Genomic DNA, 15,844 nt, shown 5'->3' on the forward strand with positions numbered 1-15,844 from the left:
GGCGCCGGTTACACCCGCGTTACGTGTGATTCAAATAGTGCAAATGCCAGTTCATAATGTTGCACGGCATTCTGCGTCCGACCTATCGTGACGGAATCCTGATCCGGACACGAGGAGGCCGCATGGAGAGCAGCACCGTCATCGACGACCTCGTCGAGCTCGTGCGGATCCCGACCGTCAGCGGCGAGGAAGACGCTGCGGAGCGATTCTTCGAGAATTGGTTCGCCGAGCGCGGCTGGCAGCTGGACCGGCAGGCGCTCGCGGCGACGGCGGCGGCGCAGACTCCGCGGGGTCGCGCGGAGCCGCGCCCCTCGCAGCGGCACAACCTGTTCGGCTGGCTTGGAACGCCGACCGGGCGTCCGATCGTCACCCTCAACGCCCACTACGACGTCGTCCCCGTCATCGACCCCGACGACTGGACAACAGCTCCCTTCGGCGCCGACCGGCGTGACGGAGCGATCTACGGGCGCGGCGCGGTCGACAACAAAGCGGGTGTGATCGCGGCGCTGTACGCCCTGCAACTCGTGCACGAGCGAGGAGTCGAGCTCCCGTTCGACCTCATGGTCGAGCTCATCGTCGCGGAGGAGACCACCGGGCTCGGCACCGTCGCCGCACTCGAGCGGTTTCCCTCCCGACGCGCGGCGGTCGTCCTCGAGCCGACCGGATGCGACGTGGTCGCCGCCAACTCGGGAGCCCTCTTCTTCACGATTCGTATCGAGGGGCGAGCCTCGCACACCTCGGTGCCCTGGCGTGGCGAGGATGCCTTGCGCCGCCTGATCACCGTCTACGGCGCACTCCGCCAGCTCGGTGAGCGGCGCGACCTGGAGTGTCGGCATCCGCTCATGGAGCATCTCCCCAGTGCCGTGCCCACCGTCATCGGCACCCTGAGCGGCGGCGGATGGCGGGCGGCGGTCCCCGCGCACGCCGCCATGTCGGGTCGTATCGGTGTGCTCCCGGGTGAGTCGCTCGAGAAGGTGCGCGCCGAGCTCGAAGCCGTCCTCGGGGCCGTATCGGCCTCCGACCCCTGGTTGACCGACCATCCGCCCCAGTTGACCTGGGACAACGATGGACTTCCGGGATGGGAGCTCGACTCCCGGGCCCCACTGGTCCGCGCGATGGTCGCCGGGCAGGAGGCCGCCGGACTCCCGGAGCGGGTCGTCGGCCTCAGTGCGGGCTGTGACGCAGGGACGCTCCGACGTGCAGGCATCCCCACGGTGGTCTTCGGACCCGGAGACATGGCCGTGGCGCACAGCGCAGACGAGCATGTGTCGGAAGCCGAAGTTCTGCGGGCGATCGAGATCCTCGCGTCGGGAATGATCGCGCTGGGCGCCGACGGGAACCTCGCATGACGCTCGAGGGGCGCGTCGTCGTCGTGACCGGCGCAGCGCGCGGGCTCGGACGGGGCATCGCCCACCGACTCGCCGACGACGGCGCCAGGGTCGCGGTGGTGGACCTCGATCTCCGCTCGTATCGCGACTTCCCGCTCGAGGCCGCCGCGATGACGGGGGAGACCACGGATGCCGAACTCCGGGCCATGGGTCACCGCAGCCGGGGATATGAGGTGGATCTCAGCGACGCGCGTGCGACGGCCGAGGTCTTCGCGACGATCCGGGATGAGCTCGGACCAATCGACGGTCTCGTCTGCAACGCGGGCGGCGGCAGCGGCGATGTGCACGGAAACCGCGCGAGTTCGCTCGACCTCGTGGATCTCGAGAGCGCTTTGCGGCGCAACCTGGTCACGACCGTCACGTGCTGCACTGCGGTCGCCGAGCAGATGCGCACGGCGGGTCGTGGCTCGATCGTCACGATGTCGTCAGTCAACGGCGTCAAGCCCACCGACGACGGCGGATACGCGCACTACGGCGTCGCCAAGGCCGCCGTCGCGATGTACACCCGATACCTGGCCCGCGATCTCGCCGCAAGCGGAGTGCGTGCCAACGCGATCGCTCCCGGTACGGTCCCGACCGGTCGGCTGAGAGAGGTCTGGGAGCACGACGGATCGTTGGATGCGGTCGCGACGCGCGTACCGTTCGGCCGTCTGCCCAGGATCGCCGAGATCGCCGACGTGGTGCGGTTCCTCGTCAGCGACGAATCGTCGTACATCACCGGCCAGACGATCAGCATCGATGGAGGAGCAACCCTGTGAGCACCGCGATCGGCAACGCCCTGTGGAGCCCGCTGGCCCACATGCCCAGCGTTCTGGCGGGCGGCCGGACGATCATCACGCACGGCAGCGGAACGCACTTGACGACGGATGACGGCAGAGAACTGCTCGATGCGACGGCCGGCCTCTGGCATGCCAACATCGGTCACGGCCGGCCCGAGATCGCGGAGGCGGCGGCAGCGCAGCTGCAACGACTCGAGACCTACCAGTCCTTCGGCTCGTTCAGCAACGATGTCGCGCTGCGGTTGGCCGACCGGCTCGCAGCGCTCTCGCCGATCGCCGACCCGCGCATCATTCTCACGAGCGGCGGTTCCGACGGGGTCGAGGTCGCGGCCAAGCTCGCTCGTCTTCACTGGCAGCTCGAGGGTCGACACGACAAGGTCACGATCCTGAGCCGGGCCGACAGCTATCACGGCCTGCATGCCTTCGGCTCCAGCCTGTCTGGTCCGGACATCTACCGGGACGGCTACGGCCCCGGCACACTCGTTCCCGAGACAGCTCTCTTCTCCTCCACCGACATCGACGACCTGGAACGCCGCATCACCGAGCTCGGGGCCGACCGGATCGCGGCGATCATCGCCGAACCGGTGATCGGCTCGGGAGGGATCATCGCCCCGCCACCCGGGTACTTCGAACGGATGCAGGAACTCGCCCGGGCTCACGACATCCTGCTGATCGCCGACGAGGTGGTCACCGGGTTCGGCAGGACGGGGCGGTGGTTCGCCGTCGAGCGGTTCGGGATCGCCCCCGACATGATCGTGACGGCGAAGGGGATCACCTCCGGCTACGCTCCGCTTGGCGCTGTCTTCGTGGCGCCGCGGCTCTGGAAGCGCTTCTTCGACGGACCCGACGCTCCGATCTACCGCCATGGGGTCACCTACTCGGGGCACGCGACCGCGTGCGCGATCGCCCTCGCGAATCTGGACATCCTGGAGCGGGAGAACCTCGTCGAGCGAGCCGCCGAGCTCGAAACCGTCCTGGTTCGCGAGCTCGAGGTGCTGCGCGACCAGCCCGGCGTCGTCGAGGTGCGCTCAGGCGCCGGCTTCCTGGCCGGAGTTCAGCTCGAGCCGGAGATCCCGGGCGATCGGGTTGCCGCGGTCGCGCTCGATCGCGGCGTGCTGCTGCGGGTGATCCGAGGCAACACGATCCAGATCAGCCCGCCGTTCGTCGTCACCGAGCAGGAGATCGCGCTGATCGTGCGCGTTCTGCGGGAGACCATCGAGCAGTTCGCCGACCGAGCGCGGCCAGAGGACGAGGAGCAGTCATGACAGGTCCGAAGCGAGTCGCGGTCGTCACCGGAGGCGCGAGCGGGATCGGGAGAGCGACCGCGGAGCGCCTTCTCGCAGGAGGGTATGACGTCGCGGTGCTCGACGTCTCGGCCCAGGCGCTCGCGCAGGCCTGGGACGCGAACGCCGACGTCATCACGGTTCCGGTCGACGTGACGAACCGCGACGCAGTCGAAGCCGCCGTCGCGACGGTCGTCGATCGGCTCGGGACGCCGACGGCACTCGTCAATTCCGCGGGGATCTACCGGCCGGCCCAGGCGCTCGAGATCACCGACGCGGACTTCGACGCCCTGTTCGCCGTCAACGTGCGAGGAACCTTCCTGGTCTCGCAGGTCGTGGCGCGTGCGATGGCTGCCGCATCCCTGGGCGGCGCGATTGTCAACATCTCGTCGGTTGCCGGATCGGAAGCCACCGAGGAGAACGTCGCGTATGCCGCGACCAAGGGCGCAGTGGGCGCCCTCACCCGCGGCTTTGCCGTGTCACTCGCCCCCCACCGGATCCGCGTCAACGCTGTTGCGCCGGGTCCCATCGCGACGCCCATGGGACTCAGCGCGGCGGCCGACCCGGGCTACCAGCAACGGATGCTGGCTCGCGTCCTGGCCAAGCGGTTCGCGACCCCGGAGGACGTCGCAGGCGCGATCGCGTTCCTGCTGAGCGACGACGCGGACTACGTGACGGGACACACCCTGAACGTCGACGGCGGCGTTCTCGCCCACCGTTAGACCCGTCGTTTTGTTTCCGGCGTGTGGCTCTTGTTCGTAATAGTGCAAATCGCAGTTCACTCTGTTGTATTTCCGTTTCCACTGCTCGTACGGTCGAGCGCATCCCGAGGAGGATGATGAACGAGAGTCGCGAACCCGTGATCCTGCAGACACTGCTGCGGGGCCTCGCCGTGCTCAATATCGTCGCCCGCGGGGAGGGCGAGGCCACCGCCCGGCAGATCGCCACCGAACTCGAGTTGCATCAGGCCACGTGTTACCACCTGCTGCGGACGCTCGTCTCGGAGGAGTACATCACCCGCACCCCCAACGGGAAGTACGACGTCGGCCCGCGCGGCGGCGCACTCGGGTACCACCTCGAGCGGCAGTTCGGCCCCCGGGCCGAGCTCTCGGCCATCCTGACCCGCCTGCACACTCAGACGCACGAGACCGCTTACGTCGCCGGTTGGCGCAACGGGACCATGGTCATCCAGCAGTTCCTGAGTGGGTCGGGGCCGATCGCCGTCGGGAACCTCGACGTCGGATACGGGGCCAACCTTCACGCGCGCGCCTCCTGCCTGAGCGTGCTGGCCTACCTCCCCCAGGAGCTCGTCGAGGTCATGCTGCAGGGCACCCGCTTCGAGAAGTTGACTGCCAACACCATCGGCTCGTTCGACGAGCTCCTCGTTCGGCTCGAGCAGGTGCGCCGAACCGGATATGCGATCGACGACGAGGAGTTCAGCGACGGGGTCTGCTGTGTCTCGGCGCCCTTTTTCGACGCCGACGGCCAGCCCCTCGGGTCGTTCACGGTCTCCGCGGCGACGAGCCGCTTCGCGGCTCAGGCGGGCACCCTCGCCAACGCCGTTCTCGAAGCGGCGGCGCTCGCCACCCAACTGGGCGGCGGCACCGGTCGTCGCCTCCCGGTCACGCGCAAGGCGGGCGCGTCATGAGCGCCCCCGTGCTCGAGCTCCGCGGAGTCGGCAAGAGTTACGGCGCCGTCAGCGTGTTACGCGACGTCGACCTCACCCTGGATGCCGGCAGTTGCCTCGGCCTCGTCGGCGAGAACGGCGCAGGCAAGTCCACCCTGCTATCCATCGTCAGCGGCAAGACCCCCGCGACAAGTGGTCATCTGAAAGTCCACGGAATGGAGCGGACCTTCCGCAGTCCGCGCGAGGCGAGAGCCGCGGGCATCCAGATCATTCCGCAGGAGCTCGCCTATCTTCCCGACCTGTCGGTCGCCGAGAACCTCATGCTGTCCAACTGGCCGCGGCACCGATTCTGGACTACTCAACGAGACATGCGTCGCGACAGCGCCGAGGCATTGCGTCGGCTCGAACTCGACATCGACGTTCGGCGCACGATGCTCGATCTGAGCCTGGCGGAGCGCCAGCTCATCGAGATCGCGAAGGCGTTGATGGGGAACGCCGAGCTGGTGATCCTCGACGAACCCACCGCGTCGTTGCATGCCCAGGAGAGCGCCATGCTGCTCGGCCACCTGCATCGGCTCAAGAGCGAGGGTGTCGCTCTGATCTACGTCAGTCATCACCTCAACGAGACCTTCGACATCGCCGATGAGATTGCGGTGCTGCGCAACGGGAACCTGGAGGACCTGTCGCCGATCGCATCGACGACGCCCGCCCAGACCGTGCAACGAATGCTCGGTCCTGAGCACCTCGTCGAAGAGCGCGCAAGGTCGTCGATATCAGTGCTCGGTGCGCCGATCCTGTTGCGTGGATGGTCGAGTGACGGCACACCGCGCCTCGAGCAGTGCGATCTCGAGTTGCGAGCCGGTGAGGTCCTCGGCGTCTTCGGCCTCGTCGGTTCGGGAGCGGAGACGGTGGCTCGCGGGCTTGGCGGCCACCTCGGACGTCGTATCGCGGGCACGGTCACTGCGGGTCCTCGTTCGTTCCCTGTTCCGCGGCGGCCTCGCAGCGCTCGACGCCAGGGCATCGCCTATGTTCCCGCGGAGCGGAAAGTCGACGGGCTGGCGTTGAACCAGACGGTCGTCGAGAACCTGACCGTCATGGTGCTGGGCCGCTTCGTCGCCGGCCCGTTCATCCGTGCGCGGTCCCAGCGCCGCGTCGGCGTCGAGACCATGGCACGCGCCGATGTGCGCGCGCGCGGCCTCGACCAGGAGGTCGGCGAACTCAGCGGCGGAAACCAGCAGAAGATCCTGCTTGCCGGCCGCCTGCTGGCCGAGCCGGACATCCTGGTGCTGCACGAGCCCACTCGTGGCGTCGACGTCGGCTCGCGCGCGCAGATCCATCTCCAGCTCGAGGACTACGCCAGGGCGGGCCACGCCGTGCTGCTCGTGACCTCAGATCTGCAGGAGGCCGTCGACGCCACGGATCGCCTGCTGATCATGCGCGACGGCCGCATCGTCTCCGAGTTGACCGCCGACCGCAAGACCACCGCCCAGGCACTTTCCATCGCATCCGGGAGCAGCGAATGATCGAGACATCCCCTTCCACCGCGAACTGGTTCGGTCGGCTCCCGGCCGTCGCCTTCGTCGCTGGCCTTCTGATTGTCGTGTCCGTGTTCTTCAGCGTGACGGCGAGCGGCTTCTTCACGATCAGCAATCTCACGACTGTCGTGTCGGCGGCGAGCGTCATCATGCTCGCATCTCTCGGCCAGTTGATGGTCATCATCTCGGGCGGCTTCGACCTCTCGATCGGCGGTGTGATCCCCCTGTCCGCGGTTCTGTTCGCGGTGTTCACGAACGAAGGCCTCCCGCTCGCCGTCGCACTGGTCCTGTCCTTGCTGGTCGGGGCTCTCGTGGGAATCGTGCATGCGTTCTTCATCGTGCTGATCCGAGTGAACCCCCTGATCACAACACTGGCGACGCTCTCGGTGACGGGCGGGATCGCGTTCATCATCTCCCACGGTCAGACCATCTCGATGAAGCCGGAGGCCGGCGTCCTCGGCGACCCCGCCATCGCGGGCCTGCCCTGGCACGTTCTGCTGATGGTGGCGCTCGCTGTCGTCGTCCACGTCCTGCTCGCGCACACCATCCTCGGCCGAAGGATCTACATGATCGGCGGAAATCTCGAGGCAGCGCGGATCGCCGGGGTGCGCACCGTCGTCGTGGGGAGCGCTCCGTATGTGTTCTCCGGAATCCTCGCCGCGTTGGGAGGCGTCGTTCTCGCGAGCCAGCTCCTCGCGGCGTCGGGCACGATCGGGGCGACGATCACTCTGCAGAGCCTCGCGGCGGTCGTGCTCGGAGGCGCAGCGCTCACCGGTGGGCGCGGCAGCGTCCCCGGTGCGGTCATCGGCGTGCTCCTGCTCGGGATCATCGCCAACGGGATGACCCTTCTCCTGGTTCCCAGCTTCTATCAGCAGGTCGTCTCGGGAGTCGTCCTCGTCGCCGCCGTCACTCTGAGCCGACTCCAGGAGCGCTCGCGCCGATCGGCGTGACCCCGCCACCGCTGCGTCCCATTCCCCAATTCGCCACCTCCCGAATGCACCAAACCAACTGACCCAAGGAAAGAGAGAAACGCATGAAACAGCCTCCCCGCGTCGTGGCCGTCCTGGCGACGCTCGCCGCAGCAGCGATGCTTCTCGCCGGGTGCGCCGCGCAAAGCGCGTCAACCTCGAGCGGCATCAAGGGCACCAGTCTCAAGGGCGTGAAGTTCGCCTTCGCGATCCCGACCAGTGCCGGTTCGGTCTACGTCGCCCAGTCGGACCAATTCGTGAAGCAGGCAAAGAAGCTCGGCGCCACGGTCACCGTCTATGACAACAACGGCGATGCCGCGACGATGCTGAGCAACGCGCAGCTCATGGTCGCAGCCAAGCCAGATGTGATCGTCGAGTACCCGTCGGCGGCGGACGCCACCGACCGCGTGGGTCAGACCTTCTCGACCGCAGGCATCCCCTGCATCGCGCTCAACGTTCCGGTGAAGGGGTGTAGCTTCTTCAACTTCGATCAGGTGGCGCTCGCCGAAATGGGGGCTGAGGCGATGGCCGCCAAGATGAAGGCCAAGGGCTGGACGGCCGACAACACTTCAGTCGTGATCGGTCAGGCCTCCACGTTGGGCGAGTCGGTCAACATCGCCGTCACGAGCTTCTACGCGAAGCTGTCGACTCTCGCCACCGGCATGAAGGCGACCAAGTCCTCGGCGATCACGCCGACGACAACCTCGATCCCGGGCACCAAGGATCTGCAGGCCGACATGGGTCTGACGGTCGACAGCGGCTACTCCTCGATGCAGACCGCACTGCAGACCATCCCGGCGGGCAACAACATCGTCGTCTACACCGTGAGCGACGACACGACGATCGGCGCACTGCGTGCGATCGACGCCGCAGGGCGGACGAACAGCGCGATGGTCTCCGGTTACGGCGGAACCGAGCCCGGATTCGAGAAGCTGCGGGCCGGTGGTCCGTGGGTGACCGACCAGGTGGGATTCTTCCCCTACTGGGGCGAGTTCGTGCTCGCGATGGCCGTCGCCGTGCATGACGGGGTCAAGACCCCCGCACTCACCGCACCGCCGCAGGTCGTCATCACCACGGACAACATCGACACCTACTTCACGCCCGGCACCGCCGACCTCATCAAGATGCCTGCACTGCCGAAGGAGTCGGAGTACCTCGTGAAGACCGGCATCCTGCAGAAGTTCGGCAACGTCGAGGGCCTCGGTTGAGCCAGTGGCGAGGGCGGCCGGCCTGGGTCGCCCTCGCCACTTCTCGGCGACCAACGCATTGGAGAAGACATTGACTGATACCACTCCGCGACACTGGAACCCCGAGGGGATCAGCGACCCGATCGGCAAGTACAGCCATCTCACCCTCGTTCCCCCGGGATCCGCACTCCTCTTCATCGCCGGACAGGTCGGCACCGGTCCCGACGGTGAGATCGCCGACGACTCGTATCAGCAGACGCTGACGACTTTCCACAACATCGAATCCCTGCTCGACGCTGCCGGGCTGCGACCCGTTCATCTGGTGCGTCTGCTGTCGTTCGTCGCCGGCGCGGCCGCTCTCACCGGCTACTACGCCGCGCGCGACGAGGTCTATGCCCGTTGGTTCGGGTCGCGCGAATACCCGGGGCACTCGCTCGCCGTCGTTGCCGCGCTCGCGAAGCCCCAGCTCTTCGTCGAGATCGAAGGATGGGCGGCGGTTCCCCCGTCATGACCCCTTCTTCGACCGAGTTGCTGAGCCCTGCCGACTTCCGGGACCTCTTTCCGGCGCTGGACCGGTGGGCCTGGTTCGACACGCCGGGCAGCCCGCCGGCCGCCGCCCCGGTGGCAATGGCATTGCGGGGTGCCCTCGCAGACTGGGAACGCGGCGACTTCGCGTGGCGGGACTGGGACGCTGCCGTCGACGCCGCACGTGACGCGTTCGCCCGCTTCGCCGGTGTCGGCTCCGAGCGGGTCGCGGTGCTCGGGTCTGTCGCCGAGGGGATGTCGACCATCGCGCGCGCCCTGCCGCCCGGCTCGGTCGTGGTCGGCGACTGCGAGTACCGCAGCATGTTGTACCCACTGCTGGCGCTCGATCAGCGACGCAACCCCGTGATCCGGGTGCCCTCAGTCGACGGAGCCGTCACCGAAGACGGACTCCTCAGCGCCCTCCGTGATGACACGGTTCTCGTTGCTGTCTCCGACACTCTGACCTCGACCGGGCGCCGCGTCGATCTCCAGCGCCTTCGGACTGTCACCGCGGAGCGGGGCGTCCGCGTCGCCGCCGATCTCACCCAATCCCTGGGCGTGCTCGCCCACGACCTGTCGTCGCTCGGGCTGGACTACGTGCTCGTTCACGGCTACAAATGGCTGCTCTGCCCACGGGGCGCGGCCTGGTTGATCGTTCCAGAAGATCGTCCGGCCGACCTCGCACCCCTGCTGCCGAGTTGGAAGAGCACAGACCCCCCCTACGGGTACTTCGGGGGCGATCTCGAACTGCCGCCGACGGCCTCCCGGCTTGACACCTCGCCGGCCTGGTTCTCGTGGATCGGTGCGGTGGCGGCATTGGGCCTGCGTGAGCGGCTCGACCCGCAGGATGTCGAGCGGCACTGCGTCGGTCTCGCGTCGCGCTTCGCTTCGGAGGTGGCCGACATCGGCATTGCCTCTGTCGTCGCCGCGTCGGACTCGCACATCGCCGTGGTCGAACTCGGCGACTCCGCCGGCCGCGTCGGTCGCGGCCTCGAGGCCGCGGGAGTCAAGGCCACGCTGCTCGGATCCCGGTTGCGGATCGGCGTGCACTACTTCAACAACCACGACGATATCGACCGGCTGGTCGCGGCAGTCCGCGACGCGACAACGAGAAGGAGGAGCAGATGAAGCTCGAGATCGGCGCGAACACCCGAGTGGTCGACCTCGCCCACCCACTGACCAAGGGCATGCCCAACTTCCCGAGCGCGCCCGAATACCAGATGATCCCGAACTATCGTCTCGGCGATTTCGAGCTCGCCGACGGTTACTGGGGCTGCAACGAGTTCGTGAGCATGTCCGGGCACAGCGGGACGCATCTCGACGCGCTCGGACACGTCGCCAAGGATGGACTGCTCTTCGACGGCACACCGGCCGACCAGGCACAGGACGGCGTCAACGGGCTCGTCGTGGGGTCGATCCATCAGGTCGCACCGATCGTGAAGCGTGGTGTCTTCATCGACGTCCCCGCCTTGCATGACGGTGCGCCGCTCGGAGGCGGGGTCGCGGTCACCGTCGCCGACCTTGAGCGCTTCGAGTCGACGAGCCGAGTCCGGATCGACTCAGGCGACTGCGTCATCATCCGAACCGGTTGGGGCCTGTTGTGGAACGAACCGCACCGCTACCTCGGAGAGGAATCCGGTGCACCGGGTATCGATATCGAAGCGGCTCACTGGCTCGGCGACCGTGGAGTCTTCCTCGTCGGGGCCGACACCGGCACGGTCGAGGTGACGTCGCCGCACGGTCTCGTGCTTCCGGTTCACATGGAGATGCTCGCGCGCCGCGGCATTCACCTGCTCGAGAGTATGAACCTCGAGGCCCTGGCGGAGACAGGCGTTACCGAGTTCGCCTTCTTCTGCTCGCCCCTGGCGATGGTCGGGGCCAGCGGATCGCCTGTGCGGCCGGTGGCCGTACTTCCTTGAAGTTCGACAGAGAAGATTCACATGACACGCTTGGGCAATTCCGATCTGAACGTCTTTCCGCTGGCGCTCGGGGCGAACACTCTGGGGTGGACGGCCGACGAGGCGACCTCGTTCGCGATCCTCGACGCCTTCGTCGAGGCGGGCGGCAATCTCATCGACACGGCCGACAACTACTCGATCTGGGCAGAGGGCAACGTGGGCGGGGAGTCGGAGATCATCATCGGTCGCTGGCTCGCATCGCGGGACCTCCGTGACGATGTGCTCATCGCGACCAAGGTGAGCCGCCATCCCGACTTCTTGGGACTGGGCCGGGCTTCCATCAGCGGCGGCGTCGAGGAATCGCTTCGCCGACTCGGGGTCGACCGCATCGACGTCTATTACGCGCACTACGACGACCCGGCAACGCCTGTCGAAGAGAGCGCGGCAACCTTCCACGAGCTGCAGCAGCAGGGCAAGATCGGTCATGTCGGCTTGTCGAACTACACGGCGAAGCGGCTTGAAGAGTGGATCTCGGTCGCTCGGGCGCATGGCTGGGAACTCCCGGTGGCGTTTCAACCGCACTACAACCTGGTGCACCGGCAGCCATACGAACGCGAGCTGGCTCCGATCGTGCAGGCCGCGCAGATCGGTGTCGTGCCCTACTTCGGTCTGGCGAGCGGTCTTCTTTCGGGCAAGTACGGCAGCGCGGAAGAGGTCAATCGGTCGGACCGTCGGGTGTTCACCGAAAAATACAGTTCGCCCGAGTCATTCGCGGTGGTCGACGTTCTGCACGAGATCGCGCGTGAGCAGAACGTCGCGGTTCCGACAGTCGCACTGGCATGGTTGCGCGACGCACCGGGCGTCGTCGCGCCGCTCGCGAGCGTGCGGACCGCTGATCAGCTTCCCGCGCTCACGGCGATCGGGAGATTCTCCTTGGACGCGGATTCCCGCGCCCGGCTTGATTCTGTGTCGTCTCGCGTACCCGAGGAGCAGCTCTAAGCGGTTGGGAGAGGAGCCCAGCGCAGCCTGTTGGGGCATCCTCTCCCGGACGAGCGCTCCGGCGTTCAGCGGGCGGGTTCGCCGCGCGGGTGTTCCGTGTCAGCCTGAAGTAGTGTCACGACGCTCCGCGCCGAGAGCCAGAATGTGCCGTGCGCCCGATTCGAAGGTCACTAAGGTGTGGCGACTCGGTTGAAGATCCGCCGAGCGGCAGGCGTGATTCCGTAGGTCACGAGGATGTCCTGCTGAGCATCGCTGCCGCCTGCGCCTGCGGAAAGAACGATCTCGCTCACGAGCTGATCGGCCGTGACGATCTGCATGTGCACGCTCCCCGAGTCGATGACGTAGCTGTCCTGGGAGCGCTTCACCTGGCTCGAGGGGGTCTTCGAGATCAAGGCGGTCATCGACCGGATCGCGATCGAAGAGGTTGCACCGAAGGCCGGGGAAGCGGGGTCGGAGAGGTCTGCGGTCACGACCTGCCGTCCCTGCGGGGCATGAGGGTCGAAGATGAGGGCGTATTGGTGCCGATCGACCGAGGTCGTCTCGCTTCCGCCGCCGTGATCGAACTTCTGAACCGAGCCGTCGACGGCTGTCAGGAGCTGGCTTTTCGCGCTCGCGCCCGACTCGACTCCGCTGCAGCCGGTCAGTGATCCGACCATCAGGCTGGCGACGACAACCGCCCCCAACCCCCGAGTTCGCATGGCACTCAGCCTAGGTTCGGCCGCGCCAACACGGCGTTGGCATTTTGCGCATGATCGCCTTGACGGAGCACTCGACAACCGCACGTGTTTCTAATCTGAAGTCGCTCACGACGCTGTGGGCCATGAGTGATTGGACGACAATGAGGCTCCTCGCACCAGGCGTTTCCCAGGCAGGTGTACTTCGCCGTGTGGCGGTCACCGCGGCAGCGCTCTCGATCACGGCTCTCGTGCTCGCCGGCTGCGCGCCGGCTGGATCAGGCACAAGCACGAACGACACGATCAAGATCGGCTATATCTCCCCCGTCACCGGTGCCTACGCCGGCTTCAGCGACGGCGACGCGTACATGCTGAGCGTCGTCCGCGACCACTTCAAAGACGGACTCAAAATCGGCGGGAAGACCTACAAGGTCGACATCCTGAACAAGGATTCCGGATCGGATTCGGCGAAGGCCGGCGAGCTCGCTCAGCAGCTGATCACTCAGGACAAGGTCGATCTCATGCTGGCGACGTCCACTCCCGAGACGACCAACCCCGTCATCGCCCAATGCGAGGCGAATGCCACTCCCTGCATCACCACGATCACGCCGTGGCAGGCGGTTGTCTTCGGCGGAGGCTTCAGCGCCGACAAGCCGATGAAGTGGACGCACCACTTCTTCTTCGGCATCGAGGGATTCGGCGACGTGGAGCCCAAGGCGTGGGATCAGGTCCAAACCAACAAGGTGGTCGGCGTGCTCTGGCCGAACGATGCCGACGGTGCCGCCTTCCGTGACCCGAAGACCGGCTACACCCCGTTTGCCGCCAAGGCCGGCTACACGATCGTCGACCCGGGTCCGTACGAGGACGGCAATCAGGACTTCACGTCGATCATCCAGAAGTTCAAGGCGGCCGACGTCCAGATCGTTTCGGGCGTGCCGATCCCTCCTGATTTCGTGAATTTCTGGACTCAGGCGGCGCAGCAGGGATTCCACCCCAAGGTGGCGACCGTGGGCAAGGCGCTCTTCTTCCCGTCGACCGTCCCGTCGATCCCGAACGACTTGGGCGTCGGACTCGCGTTCACGACGTGGTGGGGGCCGTCGTTCCCCTACAAGTCGAGCTTCGACGGGACCACACCTGACAAGTGGATCTCGAACTTCGCAGCAAGCCCGCAGGGGAAGGGCCTGACCTGGAACCAGGCGACCCCGCTGAACGAGACGCTGTTCGAACTCGCGAGCGCAGCATTGACCAAGTCGGGCAACCCTCACGACAAGAAGGCGGTCAACAGCGCGCTCGACAAGGTGAACATGATGACCCTCGGCGGCCAGATCGACTTCGCCAAGGGACCCTTCCCCGGAGTCGCGGTCATCCCGACTGCGGTCGGTCAGTGGCAGAAGACGTCCAGCGGTGGCTGGGAGTGGGTCGTGGTTGACAAGGGCACCCTCCCCAACCTGAAGGTCGATCGCGCTCTCGCGCCCATCACCTTCAAGTAGACGGCGGCGGACCAGGTGGGGACAGTGAGTTCGATTCTTGAAGTGACATCCGTGGCGAAGTCCTACGGAGAACTTCACGTCTTGACGGAGATCGATCTTGCTGTCCCCCGGGGTCAGGCATTGGGTGTCGTCGGTCCGAACGGGGCGGGCAAGTCGACATTGCTCAGTGTGATCAACGGCACTGAACGAGCGTCGTCGGGCACCATCGCCTTCAACGGGCGCGACGTCACGCGCCTGACCCCTGATGTGCGAGCACGGGCCGGCATCGGGCGGACCTTCCAGATCCCTCGCCCCTTCATGAACCTGACCGTCTTCGAGAACGCACTCTCGGGAGCGTCGTATGGAGCTGGCCTCCGCGGTCGTGCGGCCGATGAGATGGCGTTGCACGCGCTCGAGTTGGCCGGAATGATCGACCTCGCGAATACCCCGGCGGGCAAACTGCCGCTCTTGGCGAGAAAGCGACTCGAACTCGCGCGGGCGCTTGCCAGCGATCCGAGCCTCTTGCTGCTCGACGAGATCGCCGGCGGGCTCACCGAAGCGGAATGCGTCAGTCTGATCGAGACCATCGCGGGCCTACGAGACGCCGGCATCACCATCATCTGGATCGAGCACGTGGTGAAAGCCCTTCTGGCTGTGGTGGAGAGACTGGTGTGCCTCGCCGCAGGAACCCTGATCGCCGACGGCAAACCCGACGAGGTGATGGCGAGCACTGAGGTTCGTCGCGTCTATCTGGGGAGTGCAATCGAATGACTCTTCTCGAGGCACGGTCTCTCGTCGCCGGATACGGCGACTCGAGAGCGATCTCCGACATCTCGCTGTCGCTTGACGAGGGCGAGCTCGTCGCATTCGTCGGCGCCAACGGTGCCGGCAAGTCGACCCTGCTCAGAGTGCTGGCGGGAGCCCACTCACCGACCTCCGGGTCTGTCATCTACAAGGACCAAGACGTGACTCGCCTCCGCGACTTCGCGAGGAATCGCCTCGGCATCTCTCTGGTGCCCGAAGGACGTCGCCTGTTTGCGAGCCTGACCGTCCGCGAAAACCTCATCGTGGGTGCCGGCTCTCGTCGCAGCGGTCCGTGGAACGTCGAGACAGTGCTCGACGCACTGCCGATGCTCGGCCCGATCCTCAACCGGAACGCGTCGCGGCTGTCCGGCGGGCAGCAGCAGGCCGTCGCCATCGGTCGCTCTCTGATGTCCAACCCGGAGGTCCTGCTCCTCGACGAGGTCTCTCTCGGTCTCGCTCCGATCGTGATCGATGAGCTCTACGTCTCGTTGGAGGGCGTACGGAAGACCGGCCTCGGGATCATCCTGGTCGAGCAGGATCTCAGCCGGACCATTGCCGTCGCCGACCGCATCATCTGCATGCTCGAGGGTCACGTCGTGCTCGAGGGCACCCCCGGCCAACTCACTCACGAGCAGATCACCGATGCCTATTTCGGCCACTCCATCGCTTCCTTCTCCGATACGGGCGACCTGAACGGACTCGACTGAT

At 66.5% G+C, this 15,844-nt stretch carries 16 protein-coding genes; 15 read left to right on the forward strand and 1 reads right to left on the reverse strand.

All coding sequences use genetic code 11. The features are described from left to right. Positions 1-122 precede the first annotated feature (122 nt). The 12 genes from ACFPJ4_RS10330 to ACFPJ4_RS10385 all read left to right on the forward strand — a co-directional run bounded on the left by ACFPJ4_RS10330 (position 123) and on the right by ACFPJ4_RS10385 (position 12,189). Entirely contained in the window at positions 123-1,349 is a 1,227-nt protein-coding gene (locus ACFPJ4_RS10330; protein WP_386740321.1) for a M20 family metallopeptidase, read from the forward strand. Next, the gene (locus tag ACFPJ4_RS10335; RefSeq protein WP_386740322.1) at positions 1,346-2,146 is read left to right on the forward strand and encodes an SDR family NAD(P)-dependent oxidoreductase; all 801 of its coding nucleotides are present in this window, start codon (positions 1,346-1,348) and stop codon (positions 2,144-2,146) included. Before ACFPJ4_RS10330 ends, ACFPJ4_RS10335 begins: the two co-directional genes overlap by 4 nt. Further along, positions 2,143-3,432, forward strand: a complete 1,290-nt coding sequence (locus ACFPJ4_RS10340) for an aminotransferase family protein (protein WP_386740323.1) — start codon at positions 2,143-2,145, stop codon at positions 3,430-3,432. Before ACFPJ4_RS10335 ends, ACFPJ4_RS10340 begins: the two co-directional genes overlap by 4 nt. Beyond that, positions 3,429-4,172, forward strand: a complete 744-nt coding sequence (locus ACFPJ4_RS10345; RefSeq protein WP_386740324.1) for an SDR family NAD(P)-dependent oxidoreductase — start codon at positions 3,429-3,431, stop codon at positions 4,170-4,172. The genes ACFPJ4_RS10340 and ACFPJ4_RS10345 overlap by 4 nt, the downstream gene beginning before the upstream one ends. 116 nt (positions 4,173-4,288) lie before the next feature. Further along, positions 4,289-5,098: an IclR family transcriptional regulator gene (locus ACFPJ4_RS10350; protein WP_386740325.1), complete on the forward strand. Its 810-nt coding sequence runs from the start codon at positions 4,289-4,291 to the stop codon at positions 5,096-5,098. Next, a complete protein-coding gene (locus tag ACFPJ4_RS10355) occupies positions 5,095-6,600 on the forward strand; it encodes a sugar ABC transporter ATP-binding protein (protein WP_386740326.1) in 1,506 nt (501 codons plus the stop codon). The genes ACFPJ4_RS10350 and ACFPJ4_RS10355 overlap by 4 nt, the downstream gene beginning before the upstream one ends. Continuing rightward, on the forward strand, positions 6,597-7,562 hold the full coding sequence (locus tag ACFPJ4_RS10360; RefSeq protein WP_386740327.1) for an ABC transporter permease: 966 nt from the start codon (positions 6,597-6,599) through the stop codon (positions 7,560-7,562). The genes ACFPJ4_RS10355 and ACFPJ4_RS10360 overlap by 4 nt, the downstream gene beginning before the upstream one ends. A gap of 83 nt (positions 7,563-7,645) precedes the next feature. Then, on the forward strand, positions 7,646-8,788 hold the full coding sequence (locus tag ACFPJ4_RS10365; protein WP_386740328.1) for a sugar ABC transporter substrate-binding protein: 1,143 nt from the start codon (positions 7,646-7,648) through the stop codon (positions 8,786-8,788). Positions 8,789-8,858: 70 nt separating this feature from the next. Beyond that, a complete protein-coding gene (locus ACFPJ4_RS10370) occupies positions 8,859-9,278 on the forward strand; it encodes a RidA family protein (RefSeq protein WP_386740329.1) in 420 nt (139 codons plus the stop codon). Beyond that, positions 9,275-10,420 carry an aminotransferase class V-fold PLP-dependent enzyme gene (locus ACFPJ4_RS10375; protein ID WP_386740330.1) on the forward strand — a complete coding sequence of 382 codons (1,146 nt, stop codon included), beginning with the start codon at positions 9,275-9,277 and terminating at the stop codon, positions 10,418-10,420. The genes ACFPJ4_RS10370 and ACFPJ4_RS10375 overlap by 4 nt, the downstream gene beginning before the upstream one ends. Continuing rightward, positions 10,417-11,211, forward strand: coding sequence for a cyclase family protein (locus ACFPJ4_RS10380; protein ID WP_386740331.1), 795 nt, complete (start codon positions 10,417-10,419; stop codon positions 11,209-11,211). The genes ACFPJ4_RS10375 and ACFPJ4_RS10380 overlap by 4 nt, the downstream gene beginning before the upstream one ends. Before the next feature lie 21 nt (positions 11,212-11,232). Beyond that, the gene (locus tag ACFPJ4_RS10385; RefSeq protein WP_386740332.1) at positions 11,233-12,189 is read left to right on the forward strand and encodes an aldo/keto reductase; all 957 of its coding nucleotides are present in this window, start codon (positions 11,233-11,235) and stop codon (positions 12,187-12,189) included. Between the two features lie 170 nt (positions 12,190-12,359). On the opposite strand, the gene ACFPJ4_RS10390 is transcribed toward ACFPJ4_RS10385, so the two are convergent. Beyond that, positions 12,360-12,887 (reverse strand): hypothetical protein, encoded by a 528-nt coding sequence (locus ACFPJ4_RS10390; protein WP_386740333.1) that lies wholly within the window; start codon positions 12,885-12,887, stop codon positions 12,360-12,362. A 188-nt stretch (positions 12,888-13,075) separates the two neighbouring features. On the opposite strand from ACFPJ4_RS10390, the gene ACFPJ4_RS10395 reads away from it, so the two are divergent. From ACFPJ4_RS10395 to ACFPJ4_RS10405, 3 genes are all read left to right on the forward strand, one after another. Next, positions 13,076-14,353: an ABC transporter substrate-binding protein gene (locus ACFPJ4_RS10395; protein ID WP_386740334.1), complete on the forward strand. Its 1,278-nt coding sequence runs from the start codon at positions 13,076-13,078 to the stop codon at positions 14,351-14,353. A gap of 81 nt (positions 14,354-14,434) precedes the next feature. Continuing rightward, the gene (locus tag ACFPJ4_RS10400) at positions 14,435-15,103 is read left to right on the forward strand and encodes an ABC transporter ATP-binding protein (RefSeq protein ID WP_386740335.1); all 669 of its coding nucleotides are present in this window, start codon (positions 14,435-14,437) and stop codon (positions 15,101-15,103) included. Then, positions 15,100-15,843: an ABC transporter ATP-binding protein gene (locus ACFPJ4_RS10405; protein WP_386740336.1), complete on the forward strand. Its 744-nt coding sequence runs from the start codon at positions 15,100-15,102 to the stop codon at positions 15,841-15,843. The genes ACFPJ4_RS10400 and ACFPJ4_RS10405 overlap by 4 nt, the downstream gene beginning before the upstream one ends. Position 15,844: the final 1 nt, after the last annotated feature.

This window comes from Lysinimonas soli, from assembly GCF_042655435.1.
GTDB classification, from domain to species: Bacteria; Actinomycetota; Actinomycetes; order Actinomycetales; family Microbacteriaceae; genus Lysinimonas; species Lysinimonas soli.